Source organism: Bacillus sp. FSL K6-1000, assembly GCF_038630785.1.
GTDB classification, from domain to species: Bacteria; Bacillota; Bacilli; order Bacillales; family Bacillaceae; genus Bacillus; species Bacillus safensis.
In genome coordinates, this window is record NZ_CP152042.1 from 3,523,645 (window position 1) to 3,544,321 (window position 20,677).

The 20,677-nt window shown below is 43.8% G+C and carries 21 protein-coding genes; 3 read left to right on the top strand and 18 right to left on the bottom strand.

Annotated features, from left to right (window positions below):
• Positions 1-256: 256 nt before the first annotated feature.
• The 11 genes from isdG to MHI46_RS18400 form a co-directional block, all read right to left on the bottom strand.
• On the bottom strand, positions 257-1,372 hold the full coding sequence (gene isdG, locus MHI46_RS18350; RefSeq protein WP_313955597.1) for a heme oxygenase: 1,116 nt from the start codon (positions 1,370-1,372) through the stop codon (positions 257-259).
• 7 nt (positions 1,373-1,379) lie between these two features.
• Entirely contained in the window at positions 1,380-2,393 is a 1,014-nt protein-coding gene (locus tag MHI46_RS18355) for an iron ABC transporter permease (RefSeq protein ID WP_106025447.1), read from the bottom strand.
• Positions 2,390-3,328, bottom strand: coding sequence for an ABC transporter substrate-binding protein (locus MHI46_RS18360; RefSeq protein WP_342503006.1), 939 nt, complete (start codon positions 3,326-3,328; stop codon positions 2,390-2,392). Before MHI46_RS18360 ends, MHI46_RS18355 begins: the two co-directional genes overlap by 4 nt.
• Before the next feature lie 18 nt (positions 3,329-3,346).
• Complete coding sequence (gene srtB, locus MHI46_RS18365; RefSeq protein WP_058838450.1) at positions 3,347-4,096, bottom strand: class B sortase; 750 nt, start codon at positions 4,094-4,096, stop codon at positions 3,347-3,349.
• A gap of 26 nt (positions 4,097-4,122) precedes the next feature.
• A complete protein-coding gene (locus MHI46_RS18370; RefSeq protein WP_041087616.1) occupies positions 4,123-4,893 on the bottom strand; it encodes an ABC transporter ATP-binding protein in 771 nt (256 codons plus the stop codon).
• On the bottom strand, positions 4,880-5,866 hold the full coding sequence (locus MHI46_RS18375; protein WP_144468097.1) for an iron ABC transporter permease: 987 nt from the start codon (positions 5,864-5,866) through the stop codon (positions 4,880-4,882). The genes MHI46_RS18370 and MHI46_RS18375 overlap by 14 nt, the downstream gene beginning before the upstream one ends.
• Positions 5,867-5,900: 34 nt before the next feature.
• A complete protein-coding gene (isdE, locus tag MHI46_RS18380; RefSeq protein ID WP_144468099.1) occupies positions 5,901-6,788 on the bottom strand; it encodes a heme ABC transporter substrate-binding protein IsdE in 888 nt (295 codons plus the stop codon).
• A 76-nt stretch (positions 6,789-6,864) separates the two neighbouring features.
• On the bottom strand, positions 6,865-8,721 hold the full coding sequence (locus MHI46_RS18385) for an NEAT domain-containing protein (protein ID WP_047202945.1): 1,857 nt from the start codon (positions 8,719-8,721) through the stop codon (positions 6,865-6,867).
• A 19-nt stretch (positions 8,722-8,740) separates the two neighbouring features.
• On the bottom strand, positions 8,741-9,397 hold the full coding sequence (isdC, locus tag MHI46_RS18390; RefSeq protein ID WP_144468101.1) for a heme uptake protein IsdC: 657 nt from the start codon (positions 9,395-9,397) through the stop codon (positions 8,741-8,743).
• A gap of 20 nt (positions 9,398-9,417) precedes the next feature.
• Entirely contained in the window at positions 9,418-9,876 is a 459-nt protein-coding gene (locus MHI46_RS18395) for an NEAT domain-containing protein (RefSeq protein WP_048237822.1), read from the bottom strand.
• Between the two features lie 370 nt (positions 9,877-10,246).
• A complete protein-coding gene (locus MHI46_RS18400) occupies positions 10,247-10,579 on the bottom strand; it encodes a helix-turn-helix domain-containing protein (RefSeq protein WP_047202942.1) in 333 nt (110 codons plus the stop codon).
• Between the two features lie 177 nt (positions 10,580-10,756).
• On the opposite strand from MHI46_RS18400, the gene MHI46_RS18405 reads away from it, so the two are divergent.
• From MHI46_RS18405 to ribD, 3 genes are read left to right on the top strand one after another with little or no spacing between them, the layout of a single operon-like run.
• Positions 10,757-11,611, top strand: a complete 855-nt coding sequence (locus MHI46_RS18405; RefSeq protein ID WP_144468103.1) for a VOC family protein — start codon at positions 10,757-10,759, stop codon at positions 11,609-11,611.
• Between the two features lie 16 nt (positions 11,612-11,627).
• Complete coding sequence (locus MHI46_RS18410) at positions 11,628-12,389, top strand: GTP cyclohydrolase II (RefSeq protein ID WP_024427515.1); 762 nt, start codon at positions 11,628-11,630, stop codon at positions 12,387-12,389.
• Positions 12,376-13,467: a bifunctional diaminohydroxyphosphoribosylaminopyrimidine deaminase/5-amino-6-(5-phosphoribosylamino)uracil reductase RibD gene (ribD, locus tag MHI46_RS18415; protein WP_041087597.1), complete on the top strand. Its 1,092-nt coding sequence runs from the start codon at positions 12,376-12,378 to the stop codon at positions 13,465-13,467. Before MHI46_RS18410 ends, ribD begins: the two co-directional genes overlap by 14 nt.
• A 44-nt stretch (positions 13,468-13,511) precedes the next feature.
• Here the strand turns inward: ribD and MHI46_RS18420 are convergent, their stop codons facing one another.
• The 7 genes from MHI46_RS18420 to MHI46_RS18450 all read right to left on the bottom strand — a co-directional run bounded on the left by MHI46_RS18420 (position 13,512) and on the right by MHI46_RS18450 (position 20,602).
• Positions 13,512-13,880, bottom strand: coding sequence for a VOC family protein (locus MHI46_RS18420; protein ID WP_039183384.1), 369 nt, complete (start codon positions 13,878-13,880; stop codon positions 13,512-13,514).
• A gap of 299 nt (positions 13,881-14,179) precedes the next feature.
• Positions 14,180-15,028 carry a polysaccharide deacetylase family protein gene (locus tag MHI46_RS18425; protein WP_059377278.1) on the bottom strand — a complete coding sequence of 283 codons (849 nt, stop codon included), beginning with the start codon at positions 15,026-15,028 and terminating at the stop codon, positions 14,180-14,182.
• A gap of 65 nt (positions 15,029-15,093) precedes the next feature.
• Positions 15,094-15,423, bottom strand: coding sequence for a PTS lactose/cellobiose transporter subunit IIA (locus tag MHI46_RS18430; protein ID WP_024423898.1), 330 nt, complete (start codon positions 15,421-15,423; stop codon positions 15,094-15,096).
• Positions 15,424-15,442: 19 nt separating this feature from the next.
• The gene (locus MHI46_RS18435) at positions 15,443-15,766 is read right to left on the bottom strand and encodes a PTS sugar transporter subunit IIB (protein ID WP_047202937.1); all 324 of its coding nucleotides are present in this window, start codon (positions 15,764-15,766) and stop codon (positions 15,443-15,445) included.
• 12 nt (positions 15,767-15,778) lie between these two features.
• Positions 15,779-17,212, bottom strand: a complete 1,434-nt coding sequence (locus MHI46_RS18440) for a glycoside hydrolase family 1 protein (RefSeq protein ID WP_059377281.1) — start codon at positions 17,210-17,212, stop codon at positions 15,779-15,781.
• Positions 17,213-17,243: 31 nt separating this feature from the next.
• Positions 17,244-18,554 carry a PTS transporter subunit EIIC gene (locus MHI46_RS18445; RefSeq protein ID WP_039182533.1) on the bottom strand — a complete coding sequence of 437 codons (1,311 nt, stop codon included), beginning with the start codon at positions 18,552-18,554 and terminating at the stop codon, positions 17,244-17,246.
• A gap of 89 nt (positions 18,555-18,643) precedes the next feature.
• Complete coding sequence (locus MHI46_RS18450) at positions 18,644-20,602, bottom strand: BglG family transcription antiterminator (RefSeq protein ID WP_126682504.1); 1,959 nt, start codon at positions 20,600-20,602, stop codon at positions 18,644-18,646.
• Positions 20,603-20,677 lie beyond the last annotated feature (75 nt).

Genomic DNA, 20,677 nt, shown 5'->3' on the forward strand with positions numbered 1-20,677 from the left:
ACTATTTGTTCAATGATTCACAAATAAAAGTCCATTTGAAATGGTTCACTCGGTGAAATTTTACTCTTGATTTTCATTCGGTTAGTTATTTATACCTGTACTTTACACCCATACGCTTCAAAAATAAAGTAAATTTTACCTAAAAATTGGATGGTATTGTGTCAGTTGTTTGAATACTTTGTCAAAAATATGTGACGGAAAATAAAAAAGCGAAAAAAATAGCGCTGCATGTGGGCCGCAGCGCTGTGTTTCTTTTTTAGGCTTTTTTCTGTAATGCAGGTCTTGTGACTTGCACTTCATAATACGTAATTTTATTTTTTAAAAGGCCTTCAGGTTTTGCTTTTCCGTGAGCGTGTGCATCTCCAAATGCCTGAGATTTTGTCCAGTTCACAAAATCTTCTTTTCGATTCCAGCGGGTATGAATGGTCACTTCATCGTAATCGGTTGTCTGCTGTGTGACCCAGACTTCCATGCCTAAAAATCCTTCCATGAATTCTACTTGTCCCTGCTTGTTAAAACGCTTGACAAGGTGGTCTGCACTGCCTTTTTCTACTCTAACCTGGTTGTTTACAATGATCATGTTTGATTCATCTCCCTTTTGTTGTTGGATCGAAGCGATTGGGATAATGAGCGGATGCTCTCCATCTAAGTGAACCTCTGCCTGAATCCCAAAGACTTCTTTGAAAAAGTTTTCTGTTAATACTTCGTTTGGTGTCCCTATTTGGTAAACCTGACCACGCTTCATCGCAATCAGGCGGTCACAATATTTTGCTGCCTGCTGCAGGTCATGAAGAACCATTAAAATGGTGATCCCATGCGTTTCATTCAGCTGTTTGAGCAGCTCTAGTAAATCAAGCTGGTGCGCAATATCTAAGTAAGTGGTAGGCTCATCCAGAATAATCGTCTCTGTCTTCTGAGCCAGTGCCATTGCAATATACGCCTTCTGCCTTTCTCCGCCTGACAATGTATGCAGCATCCTGTTTTCATTTACGCGGCTATTGGTCACATCAAGCGCCCACTCTATCGCTTCCTGATCTGTCTGCGAGCTCTTTTTCCAGATCGAACGATGCGGACTGCGTCCAAGTGCAACCAGCTCACGTACTGTCATCGATGGGATGGCAGTTCTCGTCTGCATCAGAACGGCAATTTCCTGTGCAATCTCCTGTGCTGTCATTTCTTTTTGCGGGATATTGTGAATATAAATCATGCCGCTTTCGATCGACGTAAGGCGTGCGGCCGCTTTAATAAACGTCGACTTCCCTGACCCATTCGGTCCAATAATTCCTGTTACACTCCCTTTAGGCACAGCTGCTGAAATAGACGACAGCCGAAAGCCTCCTTGACTGAGGCTCACGTCATCCATCGAAATCACATCCAACTTAACTCCTCCCTTTCTTTTTTAATAAATAGAGGAAGAAAGGTGCACCAATACAGGCAAGCAGAATACCAACAGGCAGTTCAACCGGAGTAAACCATACCCGTGCTGCTGTATCAGCAAAGACCACAAGTACGCCGCCGCCCAGCATTGAGATCGGAAGCAGGTACCGGTAGTCATCTCCAATTAAAAGGCGGATAAAATGAGGGACGACAAGACCGACAAATCCAATTAAACCGCTCACGCTTACCGCTGCACCCGCCAAAAGCGCCGCCAGTGCAATTAAGAAAAAACGGGTTCGCTCGACTCTAAGGCCGAGCAGCTGCGCTGACTCATCACCAAGCAAAAGAAGATTTGCCGGCTTGATCGCAAAAAAACAAAGACACAATCCAGCAAGCGCATAGGGTGACACAAAGCTCAGATGATGCCAGCTCCGTCCATTTAATCCTCCTGATAAAAAAGGCAGAACAGCCTGCACACGCTCACTATAAAGCACCATCAACCCATTCATGACTGCACCAAGCAGGGCATTGACTGCCACTCCTGCCAGAATCAATTTCAGTGGCGAAACTCCTTGGTCAAACGACAGGATATACACAACGAGTGCCGCTAATAAAGCGCCAAGGAAGGCAGCCGCTGGAAGCAGATACGTGAATTGTGGAAACACAATCATGCTGAGTACAGCCGCTAATCCACCGCCGGCGGTCACTCCGATGATGCCAGGGTCAGCGAGTGGATTTCGGACGACTCCTTGTAAAATCGCTCCTGATGCTGCGAGACAGGCCCCGACGATGAAGCCTATGAGAACGCGCGGCAGGCGTAAATCCATGACGATCTTTTCATGGACAGGCTGGCCTGATCCCGTCAAAGCAGCGATCAAATCTGGCAGCGATAATTGAACCGAACCTAATGCAAGCCCTAGACATATGCCCACACCTAGCGAAAGAAGCAGTCCTGGTATCAGCCACCTTCGTCTCGACTGTCTTTTTTGAAAATCTAACTCTGCATTCACCTTCATGATGACAATCGCTTCAATCTCTTTTCTAGTTCATCAATCGCCTTGATGACGTCTGCGCCTGGATTCGTCCCGAATAAATTACTAGGCAGAATCTCCACGCGGCCATTTTTGACAGCTGATACGTCGTGCCATGCTGCATTCTGTTTCATTTCACTCATAAAGCCCGCTTTCACATCTTCAGGATTGCTGTGTGTCATGAGCAGAATGAGATCAGGATCGGCTTCGATCACCTTTTCAGCATTGATTTGGGCGTATTGAGGGAATTTTTCGAGTGCCGGTTCATTCTCAGCGATGTTTGCACCCCCAGCGATATGCAGTAAATCTCCGCTTAAGGATTGAGGAAGCGCCGCCATATATGTGCCGGGTGCACCGTACACAACGAGTGTTTTTACTTTTTTCTTAGGCTGCTTGACCTGCTTTTTCCGCTCATCAATTTGATCATTGAGTGCTTTAGCCTTTTGCTGCTTCCCAAGCAACTCCCCAAATAACGAAATTTGGCGCTGGATGTCCTTCACTGAATTGGCGCTTGTCAAAAGAAGCTGTGAACCAATTCCTTCTATTGTCGAGATGTCCTTGCTGTTTAATTGTTCATTTCCAAGCACAACATCAGGTTGTAGGCTTGTGATCAGCTCTACATCAAATTGATGCGTTGTGCCAATCGTTTGTACGGACTTTGCCTTTTGTAAGCTGTCTGGTAACTCGGCAGTTGGCCTGCCGACCACCTCACCGCCTAAAGCATATAGAATGCTCAAGTCCCCGGTCGATAAGGCGACAATACGCTGAGGGGATTCATCAAATGACAGCGTTCTTCCGGTAAAATCCTTTATCTTCAGCGCTCCTGCCGCGCTTTCTTTCTCTACAGGTGCTGCCTGACTGCATCCGCCGAGGAGAAGCATCAAGACGAGTCCCGCCAAGATCACATGTGAAAATTTCAACCGTCTGTCTCTCCTTTTCTAGTAAACTTTCTTTAGTTTTGCCTGTACCACGAGACGCCCGTTTTTAGGTGCAAGCACATGATCACAGGTCGATAAGGTGAGGATGAGGTCATCTGTGGACACGTCTGTCTTCGTTTGATAGATTGATTTCTTCCGCACAGCTTGCAAGTAATGGGCATATTCGCCAAGATCCTGAAAATCGGTTTGAATATAATCGAAGTCAACCGTCGTTTCATACACGGCAAAAATCTCCGCTTCATAGCTTTGATACAGCGTATCGTACTGAAATGTCCGGTGCTCATTAAAGAAATCTTTTTTTAGATAGTTTGTGAGTCCAGCAAACATGGATCCATCCCTCATCCGATGGCCGTACACCACTGTATTTGGGCTTTCATGCAGGACATCATTACGATAATCCATAAAGATACTGCCTGCCCGGGTGTCGTTTTTTAAATAATTACGAGTTAAGTAGAACGCATTATCGCGAGATTGAACGATCGGATACTGAATCATCGTATCCTCCATATTGATCCAGCCGACAATGTCCTCATTCACCTTCCGCAGCTCATCAAATGACGAACGGATCTTTCCCGACTCCCGTTTTTCATTCATTTCTTCATGTCCATACATCGTCTGGGCCTTTGCAAGCACCTGTCGATTTTGATAATAACCGAAAAGTTCGAAGCCGATGGCTGTTCCGCTATAAATCAATACTCCTAAACAAACGATCGTCAGCATCCGTTGCCAAAGTCGTTTTCCTCGTTTCACACTGTCTCACCTGCTTTTTGCCCAGCTTATATACCAACAGGCACGATGTACATCCCTGTTTCTGCATCCTGTCGAATCGTGACGGACACATCATAAATGTGCCGTACGTTCTCTTCTGTTAACACATCGTTTGGCTGTCCTTCGCTGATAATCTGTCCATCCTTCATCGCTATGATGATATCGCTGTAGCGGACAGCCTGATTCATATCGTGGAGCACCATGACAATGGTTAATCCGTGCATGGCATTCAGCTCACGAATCAGCTCAAGAATGTCAAATTGATAGTAGATATCCAAATAAGTTGTCGGTTCATCTAAGAAAAGGATCGGTGTTTTTTGCGCAAGTGCCATCGCAATCCATACACGCTGACGCTCTCCACCTGACAGTGAGGCGAGCGGCACCTTTCGTTTGTCCGTTAGCTTTGTACTGGACAGTGCCCACTCTATCGCTCTCTCATCCTCTTCCTTGTCTCCTCCGCGCATTGTCTGGTACGGCGTTCTGCCGAATGCCACGACCCGTTCGATCGTTAAATCAAGAGGTGCTTCATTTTGCTGATGGACGACAGCCAGCTTTTTTGCCAGCTCCTTTGGCTTGAACGCATTCAGCGCTTGCCCGTCTAAGTGAATCTGCCCTTTATTTGGACAATGATTATTTGCCATTAAGGAAAGCAGTGTGGATTTTCCCGATCCATTTGGACCGATAATGGTTGTGATTTTCCCCTTTTCAATCTGTGTTGTGACCGATTGAACGATGTCCTTCTGCTGGTCATATGAGAATGACACCTCACGAATGTCCATGGAGACGGTCCCCCCTTCTTAATAAAAAGATCAGAAACGGCCCGCCAATCACGGCCATGATCGTAGAAGCAGGAATCTCATTTGGCGCCACAAGCGTCCTGCCAAGCGTATCAGCCGTCAAAATAAGCAAAGCCCCGCTTAACGCAGAAAATGGAATCAGTACTCGGTGATCCGAGCCGACAAGCCTTCTTGAAATGTGCGGAATGAGCAAGCCGACAAAGGCTATCACGCCCGCTACTGCAGCTGTCACTGCCGCAAGTAAAACGGCTGTGATGGAAATCAAAAGGCGCATTCTGGTCACACGCAAGCCTAAGTTTTTCGCTGTCTTGTCTTGAAGGGCCAGGAGATTGCACCATCTGCTGAAGAAGAGTGCAACGACAAGACCGACGACACCATAGACACCGATTAAACGGACATCTCCCCACGTTTTCATCGTGAGATTCGACTGTCCTGACTGATTAATTGTGATATTGAAATAGCTGCAAATGGTCACAAATGCTTCAGCCATTCCAGTAAACATGGCATTGATGGCGATCCCAACTAAGATCATGCGGATCGGGCTTAAACCACCCTTCCAAGATAGAACGTATACGAGGAAACACGCAATCGCCCCGCCTAATACCGAAAATAAAGGTGAGTAGAAATAAAATTGAGGAAGCGCTGTAATCGCCATTAATGAAAAGAAGCTGGCTCCTGATGAAATCCCAATGACGCCGGCATCAGCTAACGGATTCCTCATGACCGACTGCAGCAGTACACCGGAGACAGATAAGGCGGCCCCTGTAAACATCGCGATGAGCACGCGGGGGATTCTCAAATCTTTAATGATTTCTACCTGTGCATGTTGACCGGTGATGAGCCCTTCTAATAATTCAATTGGGGTCACATGAATGCTCCCAGTAATGGCTGAATAAATAAACACGCAGACCAGTAAGAGACTGACTATCAGAAATAAAAATCCTATTTTTTTCATCTTGAACGTCCTTTTATCATTAAGATTCGCAAACTTATGACGGATACAACATACGAGTCAATTTATCTAATGCCTCTGCTGCCTTTAAATTGCCTGTTGTCCCGAATAAGCTTTCTTCGAGGTCATACACCCGGTCTTGTTTGACCGCATTAAAATGTTTCCAGATGTCATTTGTTTTAAATTCTTGATCAAACATTTTGACGACTTCATCCGGCATCCCATGTGCGGCTCGGAGAATGATATCTGGATTGGCTTTTTGTAAATACTCCGTATTGGATTCCAAATACTCCATTTTCTCGCCTTCCACAATGTTCTTTCCTCCTGCGATACGTACAAGATCACCAATATATGAATTTTCTGTCGCCACCAAATAACTTCCTGGCACACCAAGCAAAATCAGAACGGACGGCTTGCGTTTTCCTTTTGCCTTCTCTTGTATGTCTTTCTTTTTTTGCTCAAACGCAGACACAATGCGCTCAGCCTGCTTCTTCCTGTCATACTTATCCCCAAGCTTCGTGATGGCCTTCTCCATGTTGGCCATACTCTCGAGATTTAAGTATGTGGCAGGGACACCTGCTTGCTGAAAGGGTTTCTCTAAATCATATTGAAGGGTTGTGACAGACAGGACATCTGTCGGTTGAAGTGATTGGATGATTTCCATGTCCGGGCTCATGGGATTGCCGACTTCCGGCAGTCCTTTGTAACGAGCTGGCAAGGATTTTTGACTTGTTGGCACCCCGACAAGATCCACCTCTAAAGCATCCATGATCTCCGCAGCAGCTACAGTCGTTGCTACAATACGCTCACTTGATTCAGCGCTTTTTTTGCCTTTTGCTGAGCTTTCAGCTGACTGTGAGCAGCCCGATAAGATCATGCACACACTGAAGGCAGCGATCAAGGTACATAACATTCGATGCTTCAAAAACAGAAGCCTCCTTTCGAAAAAAGAGAGTGGATGCGCCGAGGTAAAAGGCGCATCTCACTTAAAATAAAACGAACTATCTTGTCCGTGTTTGATATTTTCTGACGAGTACGAATAACGAACCGCCGAATAAAAGAATATACACCCAAAGAAGAGAGGCATCTCCCGTTTTCGGATTCAGCTGTCCAGACTCAGATTTGGTTTGATCATCTGATGGCGTAAATGTCATCTGCTCCGCACCCGTTTCCTCTGGTGCTACATTCTCAAGTTGAGTTTTTTGAGAATCGTGATCATTTGGATTTTTGACAAATCCGATACTCTCATCGTCTCCAATGACCGTTGAAATTCCGCTTCCCTCACCGAGAGCGATTCCTTTTGTGTCATAGACAAGTTTGACATCGTACTGCTCATGATAGTTCGCAGCTGGAATATCAATTTTTACGCGTGCAGCCTGAGCACTGCTTAAACTTTTTGCTTCATATTGAATGACACGTGTATCTGCTTTTTGATCTGTTTTCGCGACAAGTGTCTCTTCAAATTTTCCGCCTGTTCCTACTTGGAATGACGTGATGGCTGAGCTGTTTTTCACTTTATATGAAACGAAATGGCGGCCATTTTTCACAACCAGTGTCGCAGGGCTCACGACGTAATCGTTCATGCGGGAAAGCTCATCCTTGTCTGCTTTCTTCATTGAGAAAGGAAGCTTGTATACACCATCTTTTAGCTGAGTAGTCTCTTGATCAGCTCCGCTGTTATTTGTTTCTGGTGATGGTGTATTTGGTTTTGGCGTTTCTGGTGTAGCTGGTGTTTCTTCCTCTACCACCTGCCCGTCCTTCACTGGAGCGATACTCTTTGAGTCAAATTGAAAACGAATATCGTAGGTTTGGTCATAGTTAGCGGCTGCTACTACAATGTGTACTTTTCCTTTCACCGCTTTTTTCAAATCAGCAGCATCAAATGAAACCACTCTTGTATTCTTCGCTTCATCTGTGCTCACTGTCTTTGCTTCTTGATAAGAACCGTTTTTCTCTGTTTTCAAAGAAGCGACAGACTTATGATCCTTCACTGTAAAGGAAATGGTCTGCTTTCCATTTTTGACGGTTAAGGATGCGGGATGTGAGAAGTATTGATTCATTCGAGATGCTTCATCCGTATCCCCTTTTAGCACACTGTAATTGATACGATATACGCCATCTTTTAATTGATTTTGCGCAGAATCATCTGGCTTTGTGCCATTGTTATTGCCTGGTGTTGTCGGTTGATCGTCTGGTTTTGTGCCATTTTGGTCATCCGGTTTAGTTTCATTGTCATCTGGCTTTGTACCGTTTTGATCATCCGGCTTTGTTTCGTTATCGTCTGGCTTTGTACCGTTTTGGTCATCCGGTTTAGTTTCATTGTCGTCTGGCTTTGTACCGTTTTGATCATCTGGTTTTGTTTCGTTATCGTCTGGTTTTGCAGGCGTAACGAGTGTTAAGCTGCTTTGATCGAATGCAAGCTGTACGTCATATGCTTCGTCATAAATAAAGCCGCCTAAATCCCAGTAAATCTTCACCCAGCCGTTTAATTTTGCTGATAAGTCGGGTACGTCAAATTTGATCACACGTGTATTGGCTGTTTCGTCCTCACTGACCGTTTCAGTGGTAACGAGAGCACCATTTTGTTCAACCTTGAAATCTGTTATTTCTTTGCTTTGCTTCAGTGTGACATAAGCTGTTGTCTTGCCATTTTCCACAATCAGCTTAGCTGGCTTTTCTGTATAGGTATCCATCATAGACGCTTCTGAGGTACCATCTTTTAAAATGGTGAATCCGACTGTGTATTCCCCATCAACGAATGATGCCGCTTGAGCTGTTCCTTGAGGAATCTGAAACGCAGTCAACAAACTGAATAAAACAAGCAGAATGGCTGCCTTTAGATGAAAAAGACGTTTCAAATGGTGACACTTCCTTCCGTTAATGCTTGATGATCCACTTTCTTGCTAAAAATCCGCCTGAACATAAGACAAGCACAAGGAGCCATCCTATCTGGCTTGTATCACCAGTTTGAGGGTTGTCTTCTTGTTGTTTCGTTGTGGATGTATCAGCTTTGTTTGTTGATTCTTTTGATGGCTGCTGACTTTCTTGTGCACCCGTTGATTTATTTTCACTGGTAGAGGATAGCGATTTCATACTGCTTTCATCAAATTTCAGCTGAATGGTGTAATCATGATCATAATCAGCAGATTTTACAGTGACATGAATTTTTGACTTGATCGGTTTAGACAAGCTCTGAGCTTGGAACTGAACGAGTCTTGTATTGGCTTTTTTATTTGTTGAGAGAACGGTTGTATCAACATAGCCGCCATTTCCCGGCACTTTAAATTCCGTTACCCAGCTGCTATTTTTAATCGTCATTTGTACTGTCAGGTTCCCATTTTTCGCTATCACTTTTGCTGGCTTCAGCCAGTAATCATTTGCCATTGAGACCGCATTTCCTTCAGCTTTTAGCACTGTATAATTGACGGAGTATGTACCATCCTTTAATGCGGCAGCCTGTGCGTTTGAAAAAGGCAGCATAAGTGCCAGTAAAAAAACCGCCATGAAGACTGACAGCCTCATTCTTTTTTTCATCAAGCGAATTTCCTCCCTTTCTATTGAACAGATGGCGCATCAAACTTGAGGCGAATGTCGTAATTGCCTGTATATCCGATGGCTGGTACAGTCACACTCACTTTTGCTGGTACAACCTCAGTCAGGCTGTTCACATTGAATTCTACTGTTCTCTTATTTGCAGCTGTATTTGTACTGATCACCTTCGCATCTTTGTAGACACCTTGATCGAGCGTTTTAAAGCTTGTGATCCAAGAGCTATTCGTTAACGTGACTTGTGCTTTGATTTTTCCATCCTTTACGACAAGCTTAGCTGGTTTTTCAAAATACGTATTCGCTGTTGAAGTCGAATCGCTATCAGCCTTCCATACCACATATTGCGCTGAATATTGACCATCTGCTAAGCCAGCTGCTGAGGCCGAGCTAACAGGAGCTAGAGCAAATAATAGAACAAAACTAAGGAATAATAATACGGGTGATGTTGAACGAATGACTTTCATGTGAACCCTCCTAAATGATATTGATAATTATTCTCAATAGATAATAAAAAAAATAACCTTCACAAGTGCTGGAACACACTTATAGATGATTATGATAATCATTATCAATTGAGTCAAAAAAATAAATCTTTGCTTCCTAAAAGTCAAAGATGTCTGCTTCTAAATGATGGATTGATACGAGTTTTAGGCAATCTGTCCCATTTATAATAACATGGCATAACCTCCATTCCATTACAGGGAAAAGAACCCTCTTCTCCTTGATATTATATAATGCATGAAATGATTGTCAACATCATTTTTCATACTATTGTCTTAGTTTTCTGGAAAATCACACAAAAAAATTTCGATCAGACACACTGATCGAAATGGATTAAGATGAAACATGTTCCTCTATTTTGCTGTGTTTACGATCTAAAGACCAAGCATACATTTCACGAATAATCGGTTCAATTTTCTTCCCTTGAACTGTTAATTCGTATTCAATCCGTACTGGAATATCGGGGTATACTTTTTTCTCAACAAGTCCCTCAGCTTCTAAATCCTTCAGCCTTTCTGATAGTAATCTTCCGCTGATGTTCATTTCATTTTCAAGCTGACAAAAACGCTTAGGCCCTGTCAGAAGCTGATTGATGATGAGAATGACCCACTTCTTGCCTAGAATCTCCATGGCATCTGTAATTGGACAGCCATCTACTTGAGCCATATCTTACTCCCTCCTGCTTTTTTCTCTTTTTTTTATTATAACACAATTAATTACTTGAAATAAGTCACTAACTATTATATAGTTTAGTTACTAAAAGTAACAAGGTATTCATTTTTTATAGATTTTCAAAAACATTTGAACATGCCGATGCATATATCATGAAGGAGATGACCGAGCTTGAAGACAATTGAGCAGCTAAGGCTGGGTGTAACAGAATTACATGTGTCCAGCTTTGATCGTTCTTTACCTTTTTATACAGACATTTTAGGATTTTCTATATTAGAAAAGACAGATTCCACGGTGACACTTGGCAGCAATGCAAAGGAACCGATTCTTTTGTTAAAAGAAGATGCACAACTGAAAGAAAAGCCTGATCATGAGCCAGGACTTTATCATTTTGCTGTTTTATTACCTACCAGAAAAAACCTGGGCACATGGCTGGCACATGTAATCAAAAAAGGCTATCCTTTAATTGGAGCAAGCGATCACTTTTTCAGTGAAGCCATTTATTTAAGTGATCCTGACGGCATTGGCGTAGAAATTTATGCTGACCGTCCTCAGGACATTTGGGTCGGTGAGCATGGAGAACTGAAAGGTGGCGGAAATGCACCGCTTGATGGAGATGGACTCCTGCAAGAAGCTTCTGATACCACATGGGAAGGACTCCCTGCCGGTACAGTGATGGGACACTTGCATTTCCATCTCAACCCAGAAGAAGCGGATTCCTTTTATGTCAATACGCTCGGTTTTCATATCCGAATGGCTCCACCAGCAAGCGTATTTATCGCCGCTGGTGTGTACCACCACCACCTTGCCTTTAATGCATGGGGACGCGGACGAAAAGGAGCCATTGATCCACGTTTTTCAGGAATTAGAAGCTATACACTGGTTTTCCCAGAAGAAGCAGACAGACAATCCGTCGTCGAACGTCTGACAAAAGCAGGCACTCAAGTCAACACGACAGGAAAAAGCAGCGAATTTGTTGATCCATTTGGCGTTCTCGTTCGTTTACAGATTGAAGAAACAGACTAAAAAGAAGGTGCAGAATATGGACAAACACACAGAGCTTAAAACAGCCATATTAAAAGATAAAATCAAACGAGTACAGCAAGAAGACGGGTATATCTATATCACTGGACCCATTAAACTGCCAGTGAATTTAGACGGCAGAACCGTGATGTTTAACTGGTATTCATGGTTAAAAGACGATGGAAAAGAGCCACTGTCAGATGAAGCTTTAATTGAAAGCCTTTCGTCCCGCCAGCTGGCTGATCATCAGCAGTCAAGCGTTCTTGTGTATGGGGATTTCGAGCACGCTGACGAAGCTCTTATCCGTATGCATTCCATTTGCCACACTGGCGATATTTTCGGAAGCAAGCGCTGCGACTGTGGATTCCAATTGAAGCAGTCTATGCGAATGATTGAGGACAATGGAGCAGGAGCCCTGTTTTACTTAGCCAATCATGAAGGCCGCGGCATTGGTCTTTTCAGTAAAGCCATGGCTTATATTCTTCAAGAAAACGGCTATGATACAGTAGAAGCGAATGAAGCACTTGGTTTTGAAGATGACACACGTCAATACGAAGAAGCCATTGCCGTTCTTCAAACACTTCGTACAAAGCCGGTCAGACTCATTACCAATAACCCGAAAAAGACAGATGCGATCAGCCATGCAGGTTTATCTCTTTCTGGACGCATTCCGCTTTGGGGAGATGTCTCTGAATTTAACGAGAAATACTTGCAGACAAAAATCAACCGCTCAGGTCACATGAAGGCGGAGCAAGAGGTGCGTACGATTGCCACATCATGAGCGATATATGAAGCTAGCCCTTGATAATGCACGAGCAATGAAAGGTCAGACATCTCCGAATCCGCTCGTCGGGGCTGTGATTGTGCGAGAGAATGAGATTGTTGGAGTCGGCGCTCATATGAAAGCCGGTGAACCGCATGCTGAAATTCATGCACTTAACATGGCTGGAGACAAGGCAAAAGGAGCCACGATTTATGTGACCCTTGAGCCTTGTTCCCACCATGGGCGCACAGGCCCTTGTGCCGAAGCACTTGTGAAAGCCGGCGTCGAAACCGTTGTCGTCGCGGCTCTTGATCCGAATCCACTTGTCGCTGGCCGCGGGATTGCCATTTTACAAGACGCGGGCATCCAAGTTATCACGGGCGTACTTGAACAAGAATCCATACTGATGAATGAAGTATTTAATCACTTTATTACGAAAAAAACACCTTTCGTGACGCTCAAAGCGGGCATTACCTTAGATGGGAAAATCGCCTCTGCCACGTCTGACAGCAAGTGGATTACATCTGAGACATCCCGTTATGATGCTCACCATATCCGCAGTATCAATGATGCGATTTTGGTCGGTGCTCAAACTGTCATTCACGATGATCCTTCATTAACTGCGCGGATTCCAAATGGAAACAATCCGATTCGAATTGTTTTAGACTCTAAGCTGTCTACACCACTGACAGCAAAGATCGTCACAGATCAGATGGCACCTACATGGATTTTTACAACAAAGCAAGCCGATGAGGAAAAACGAGCGGCTTTAGAAGAAGCTGGCGTCCGTGTCTTTATGACTGACAGCGACACGCGGGTTCCCCTGCAGGAAGTGCTTCAAGTGCTGGGAGAAAAAAATATCTCCTCCCTCATGATTGAAGGCGGCGGCCAGATTAACGCCTCTTTCTTAGAACAGCAGCTTGTAGATAAATTGGTCATCTATATGGCGCCTAAACTCATTGGCGGACGACTTTCCCCTTCCTTTTTCGGAGGCGAAGGCATACGCCTCATGAGTGATGCCATTGAACTGGATCAACTCGCCGTGGAACCACTCGGGAAAGATATCAAAATGACGGGCTATCCCGTTTATCAATAACAAATAGGCTGTCGAGATTTCCTCGACAGCCTTATTTTTGTCTTCTAGTCTCTTCTCTCTAAAAACTCAATTCGATTCCCAAATGGATCTTCTACATAAAACCGATTGGCTCCCTCCAATGGCTCATCTTCTTTTATACTAATCTGATGCTTCAATAATACCTCTTTTAATTCTGATAGGCTCTTTACAAGAAAAGCTGGATGAGCTTTCTTTGCAGCTTGAAAATGTTCCTGAATGCCAATGTGAAGCTGATGATGACCGCATTGGAACCAGACACCTCCTCGTTTAGCTAAATTACTAGGCTTAGGTATTTCTTTCATCCCTAAAATTTCACCAAAAAACAAGCGAGCTTTCTCTTCACTGCCTTTTGGGGCAGCTAGTTGAACATGGTCGATTCCAACAAAGTTTGACATATTTCCCTCTCCCTTTCTGTTCTCAATTGGTTTTTCAATGTAGTGTTTCTTCAGTTTTTTGTGATGCTCAACAAATTTGATTGTTTCTTCATTGGTGGGCTTGATACTTGAAGATTTTCTTTGAGGTGTTTCATAAGATGTAGTGTTTGAATGCAGTATTTTTTTCAAAAACAGAACTCCCATGGTCATGAAAGTTCTGTCCATCTAAGTGTCTCTTGTCATGACATTTGAGACCAAGATATATCATGATTCATTTTGATGAAACTTGTCGTAAAATGTTTCATGTGAAACATTGATCGTTACTTCGCTTCAACCAGCCTGCCAAAGCTTTCTGGTGAAAGTCCCGGTGAAATGCGGATGCGGTGCAAGGACATCATGCCTTGTTCCTTCTTCGCATGTCCTGGTTCAGTGGTAACAGCCATTTGGTATCCGGCTTCCTTCGCCAGCTTCAACGTCTCTTCATTATAGCGCCCGACAGGATAGCTGACCATTCTCGTACGCTGAGAAAATCGCTGATCAAAGAATGTCTTTGATCCTTTTAACTCCTCTTCCTGCTGCTGCTTTGATAATTGATTGAGCTCTAAATGATGAATCGTATGACTCTCAATCGAGATCCCATGTGCGATCATCTCATCCATTTGCTCATCCGTTAAGTGATTCGGACGGCCAATGGATTGCTCAATCATGAAAATCGTTGCTTTCATTCCATGCTGTTTTAAAATCGGAAATGCCTTTGTATAGTTATCCGTATATCCATCATCAAATGTAATGAGGACACTCTTCTTACTTGGCATCGAATTTGTTGTGAAAACGCGGTACGCCTCTTCTGGCGACAGTGTGACATAGTCGTTGTCCTTCAGCCATTTCATATGAGATGCAAATTCGCTCTTTGGCACACGTAACGAGTTGCCGCTTGAAATACTGTGATACATCAAAATTGGAAGCTCGACCGGCTCCTTTTGCTTCATCCAGTTTTGTGTCTTTATCACTGTCGTTTCTTTTTTCTGATGCATATCTTTTGTTTGTAATGGACCCTTTTCATCTTTGACGACTTGCTGGCTTCCTTCCGCCTGCTCCTTCATTCCCATACAGCCAGAAATGAGCAGCAGCATAAGACCAACCGTCATCAGCATACATGTTTTCTTCATTCACCAATCCTGCTTTCTCTTTATCTACCGAATGATTATAACAGAAATTGGTTATTCATTGATATCTATTTTGACAGGGTATTCATTTTTTTACACATTTCGATCATCTCGATGGCGAGCAGATGAATGGTCTCTGTTGTGAGCATTTGATCTTCTGCGTGTATCAGCAGTAAAGAAAACGGAAGCTGTTCACCTGCCGCTTCTTTTTGAATCAGCGACAAGTGCAGGTTGTGGATGCTTCGAAACGCTTCCTCCCCTTTTTCGATCAACTGCTGCGCTTTTTCAAAATCATCAGCTCTTGCTAGACGAATCGCTTCTACATAATGACTTCTTGCCTCGCCAGCATGGGCAATGATTTGAAAGGCTGCTCCCTGCATTTCCTCTAATACCGTCATCTGCTTCTCCTCCAATTACTCAAGATTCATTTGCTAGTTTCAGTGCATGATCTAGGATTTTTTCTCCGTTTGCTGTTCCGTATAACCTCACATTGACGACATCGACAGGGATTTGATAAGGTGCCGCTGTTTTTTCTGCTGCTTTTTTCATAAAACTTACTTGCGGTCCAAGTAAAATCGCCTTTACATCCTCTCCATGCTCTTCTAGTTCATCCGCAATGGCTCCTTCAGGTATAGCATAAATATAGTAATCCAGCCCTTTAGCTTCTGCGGCGGCCTTCATTTTCGACACCACAATGGACGTCGACATTCCTGCTGCACAAGCGAGAATGATTCGTTTCATATCCCATCACTCCTATTGATAAATGACTTCTGTTTCAACTGTCAGTCCCCTAGTTTTGATTAATGTCTGGTACCAATACGCAGATGCTTTCAGCTGTCGATTTCGTTCATTTTCCAGCTGGATTTCGACTAAGCCGTAGCGATTTTTAAAGGCATTCATCGGTGAGACATTGTCTGTAAATGCCCAAAGCATATAGCCCGTGCAATTTGATCCTTCTGCTTTCGCTTGAAGTGCCCGCTTCAAATGCTGGCTGATAAATGAAATGCGATACTGGTCATCAATGATACCGTCTTCTTTTTTAAACCGTTCTTCCTTTTCTACACCCATGCCATTTTCGGCCACAAACCACTCAATATTTCCGTATTCTTCTTTTATCCTCATCCCCATATCGTAGACAATCTTCGGGTAGATTTCCCAGCCTCTGAAAGGATTCATTTTTCTCCCTGGAAGCTCAAACATATCGTAATAATAGGATGGATGAAAAGGCGTCCCTTCGTTCCAAGCCTTACTCGGCGCCTTGACACGATGCGGATAGTACAAGTTAAGTCCGACGACATCTACCGTATGATTCTTGATGATTTGAAGCTCTTCCTCTGTGGAATCGAAAAGAATATCATGCTTTTTCAACACATCGATCAGTTCCTCTGGATACTCCCCTTTGATGGAAGGATCTAAGAACACTCGATTAAAAAACAAATCATACATACGTGCCGCTTCTTGGTCATGCGGAGCAGACGATCTTGCATACGTCACTTCTGGATTGAGAATCACCCCAATTTTGGCTCCTGTCGATTCCTTCAAACCCATCTCCTGAAACAGCTTCACCACTTTTGCTGTTGCCAGTGCTTTATGATAGTTCCACTGCATCCATTTCTTCGTATTTTGCTCATACGGATATCGGATAGCATCTAGATAAACGCGTGTCTGGACAACAATCGGTTCATTAAAACTAAACCAATGCTTGACCCGGTCTCCGTAGCGCTCAAACACTTTTTCTGCATAGAGAACAAACAGATCAACGACATGCTTTGATGACCATCCGCCGTACTTCTCAAGCAAAACGGCAGGAAGCTCATAATGCTCTAAGCAAAACATCGGTTCTACACCTGCTGCGATTAATTCATTGATCAGATCATCAATGTAACGAGCGTAGGCCTCATCCACTATCCCATTCTCGTAATCTATGAGAAATCTCGACCAATTGATCGATGTCCTGTAATGTGTCAGCCCAATCTCTTTCATTAAGGCTACATCCTCAGGATAGCGCTCGTAAAAATTCGTTGCACCAGCCGGCCCATAGCCTTCGTGCCATACGTGATACCCTTCCTTATACCATAAATCGATGTACGAGTCCTGATGCGCCCGCTTTCCCTTCCAGCCCTCCGTCTGCCATGCAGAAGCCGCAGCACCTAGGATAAAATCTCTTGGAATCTCAATGCTGTTCATGTTGCCGCCTCCCTTTTCTTTGTCTGAATGTTTATTCTGAATCTGGTGCTGCTTCTGGCTTGCGGTTAGACAAGAGAACAAACGGTAAATAGATGAAAACAGCAACCACAATGCAGATAAGCTGTGTGATGACGGCTCCCATGCTGCCAGCGGTTGACAGCCATGCATTCACAAGCGGCGGTGTCGTCCACGGCACCATCACGACCGCTTTTCCAGCGAATCCTGTAGCCGTCGCAATATAACCAATCGTACCTGTCACAAGCGGTGTGACGATAAATGGGATCGCCATCACAGGGTTTAGCATGACGGGTAATCCAAAAATAACGGGTTCATTGATGTTGAACAGTCCGGGTCCTGATGAGAGCTTGGCAATGCTTCGCATCTCTTCCCTTCTCCCAGCAATAAAAATCGCAATCAAAAGACCAATGGTCACACCTGAACCGCCGATGCTCATATACACATCCCAAAACGGCATCGTGATAATATTCGGGATCTCTTTTCCCTCTTGAAATGCAGTCATATTCACTGCAATTGATCCTAATAAGAGCGGCTCCCGGATCGGCTTAATCATCTGGTTACCATGGATGCCGATCACCCAGAAAAATTGTGCCACAAACATCAACGTTAAAATCCCTGGCAGCCCCTGCACAACACTTTCTAGCGGACGCTGCACAACGTTATACACTGCTTCATGCAAATAAATGCCTGTCACACGATGAAATGCAAACCCGAATGAACTAATGATCGTAATTGTAATGATAGAAGGAAAAAGTGATGAAAAAGACGTTGCCACATTCGACGGAACCGAATCTGGCATCTTGATTTGCAGCCATTTCACCTCAGTCAGCTTACAAAAGATTTCCACAGATACGATCGCAATGATCATCCCTAAAAATAAGCTTTTTGGATCGGAAAATTGTCTTGCCAACACGTCTACAACCTCACGCATCGATCCATCAACTTCAAGAAGAAGTGTCGTTGGAATAACGGATATAAATGAAATCAACGCCATCAATCCTGGGAACAGCGACTTGTGCCCGTTGATTTTCCCAAGCTCAATCCCAATGAGAAACACAGCCCCAATGGTTAAAAAGTTCAGCGTGGCATAATTGATTGCCTTCATAATAGGCTGAAGCTCTGCTAAAAACCTGAATATCTCAAAATGAGCAAGCCCTGTTTCCGGGCTCATGATCATATTCGCCACCAGTACAGCAAAAGCTCCTGTAATGATGATCGGCATCAGTGTGACAAATGCCTGTTTAATCGCCATAATATATTTCTGATTGGTGATGCGATAAGCCACATGCCCCATGACATCTGCCGCTTTCTCCTTGAAGCTCATGATCCGTCTCCCCCTTTGCACAAACTCGTGATCATCCTCCTTTTTGATGTTATTTTAAAAGCGCTTTCATTAACATCTAATCTTTTTCCTCACAGATGCGGAAATGGGTGTCGCGTTTTTTCATTTGGCTGCTCCAATACTTGAAGTGCTGCTGTCAGTTCTTCAAATGAAGAGGCTTTGATGAGCTGTTCCACCACTTCCTTCCGTTCTGTCAGCCGCACAAGAAATTGATAAAGCGACTGTAATTCTTTTTGATACGTCTTCTGGATGCTTAATAAGCAAACGACTTGTACTCGATCTTCTCCCCACAACACCGGCTTTTTTAACGTACAGATTGCACAAAACGTATCGTCTGTTGCCGGCTTAATTGGATGAGGAATCGCAACCAAATGACCGAAAGAGGTGGGTGACACTTGCTCTCTTTCTAGCAATAATTGTTCAAACTCGTCTGGGATTCGATGCTGCTCCTTTAACACGTTCACGAAAAATTGAAGAACCTCTTCCCTTGATTGAAGGTCTTGCTGAAAAAATGTCATCGCCGGACTCACATACCGCAAAACCCCTGTATCCTGTGAATTTTGCACAAATCGTTTCAGCCGGACAATATCATCATCACTTAGAATCGTATGTACATCAATTACTGGCACAGGCAATGTATTCTGAAGCGGAATGGTACTAATAATAAAATCAATGCTTTTCAAATCATACGAAGGAAGTTCCCCCACACTTGCAGTTCCAGCGATCTCCAGTCTTCCGCTAAATGCCGCCGTGAGCTTATGAAGAAGAAGCTGACTGCTGGCGACACCCGTCGCACACACAATAAGACATGTCTTTCTCACATGCTGTGTTTTTGTCCGCTCGATTGCAGCTCCAATATGAAGTGCCAAATATCCGATTTCATCCTCAGGAATCTCAACACCCTCTTTTTCCTTCAGCCACCTGCCCATATAAACACCCGCCTCAAACGCAATGGGATAGTGCCTTTTAATGTCTGGTAAATAGGGATTTCGAATATTCATATCGTATCTAAAACGATGAATGGCGGAACGCAAATGAAGACTTAAACCAACGATCAGCTCCTTATCAAACTGAATATCAAGTGACATATGCTCCTCCACATAAGCAAGCAATTGGTGAGTGAAACAAAAATGATCTTCGTCCAGCAGATGAAATAGCGTATGGCCAGCCTCTCCATATGCCATCATCTTTGCCCCCATTAAGTGAATTGCGATGTACGCCATTTCAGATAACGGAAAATCAATCGCTAATACGCGGCGAATATCTTCTGTCATTTGTTGAGCTATTTGGAAAACTGGCTGCACTTGAATTTCTCTCAATTCCGCTTCTGGCATCTGAACCAGCTTTTTTTCTTCTATTCGTTTGCATGCGATGGCAATATGGGTCACTAAATTACTTAAACCGATTTCTGATAAATGAAGCCCGGTGGCTTTTGTACGTGAACGCACGATGTCCTGAATCAGTTGATACGTTTCTTCAGGTAACAGTGTAGAGTGCGCTTGATCCTGCTGAAATACATGCTCTGCCATACAATATCTTAATTTCATTTCATCGCCTGTCAGACGCAGTCCATATTTAGGGCGGTGCGATATAGAAAGTCCATGCAATGAAAACAAATGCCTGACAGCTTTTAAATCATTTTTCACTGTGGATTCACTCACAAATAATTCCTCTGCCAATCCCTCTAATTTGATATATTCTTCTGACAGAAGCAGCCTTTTCAATAGATAAGCCACGCGGTCCTCAGGCTGATTGGGAATGGACTGTTCCTTTTTCTCATTTCTTTCTCTCAGTGATTTTTTCAAAAATGTACGAAATGCCCCATAATCTTCAACGCTCAATGTATAGCCTGCCCCGCGTTTAATATGTAGTGCGGCACCATGTTCTTCTAAGATCACTTTAAGCGCTTTCATATCTGTGCGGATGGTTCGTGATGTGACTCCGATCACACGGGCAATTTCTTCACTTGTCAGTTCCTGCTCCGCTTGCATCAATCTTTTCAGAAGCTCCTCCTGACGTAGAGATAGCATGGGCTCTCCTCCCTTGGCATTTACTTTTGCCTATCATCATAAACGAAAATAGAACTCTTTGCCCAGTTTTTCTTT

Coding starts and splice junctions, on each gene's coding strand:
- MHI46_RS18355 (WP_106025447.1), bottom strand. CDS start 2,393: ATGAAGGTGAATGCAGAGTTAGATTTTCAAAAAAGACAGTCGAGACGA.
- MHI46_RS18370 (WP_041087616.1), bottom strand. CDS start 4,893: ATGGACATTCGTGAGGTGTCATTCTCATATGACCAGCAGAAGGACATC.
- MHI46_RS18375 (WP_144468097.1), bottom strand. CDS start 5,866: ATGAAAAAAATAGGATTTTTATTTCTGATAGTCAGTCTCTTACTGGTC.
- isdC (WP_144468101.1), bottom strand. CDS start 9,397: ATGAAAAAAAGAATGAGGCTGTCAGTCTTCATGGCGGTTTTTTTACTG.
- MHI46_RS18395 (WP_048237822.1), bottom strand. CDS start 9,876: ATGAAAGTCATTCGTTCAACATCACCCGTATTATTATTCCTTAGTTTT.
- MHI46_RS18400 (WP_047202942.1), bottom strand. CDS start 10,579: ATGGCTCAAGTAGATGGCTGTCCAATTACAGATGCCATGGAGATTCTA.
- MHI46_RS18410 (WP_024427515.1), top strand. CDS start 11,628: ATGGACAAACACACAGAGCTTAAAACAGCCATATTAAAAGATAAAATC.
- MHI46_RS18420 (WP_039183384.1), bottom strand. CDS start 13,880: ATGTCAAACTTTGTTGGAATCGACCATGTTCAACTAGCTGCCCCAAAA.
- MHI46_RS18425 (WP_059377278.1), bottom strand. CDS start 15,028: ATGAAGAAAACATGTATGCTGATGACGGTTGGTCTTATGCTGCTGCTC.
- MHI46_RS18430 (WP_024423898.1), bottom strand. CDS start 15,423: ATGACGGTATTAGAGGAAATGCAGGGAGCAGCCTTTCAAATCATTGCC.
- MHI46_RS18435 (WP_047202937.1), bottom strand. CDS start 15,766: ATGAAACGAATCATTCTCGCTTGTGCAGCAGGAATGTCGACGTCCATT.
- MHI46_RS18440 (WP_059377281.1), bottom strand. CDS start 17,212: ATGAACAGCATTGAGATTCCAAGAGATTTTATCCTAGGTGCTGCGGCT.
- MHI46_RS18445 (WP_039182533.1), bottom strand. CDS start 18,554: ATGAGCTTCAAGGAGAAAGCGGCAGATGTCATGGGGCATGTGGCTTAT.
- MHI46_RS18450 (WP_126682504.1), bottom strand. CDS start 20,602: ATGCTATCTCTACGTCAGGAGGAGCTTCTGAAAAGATTGATGCAAGCG.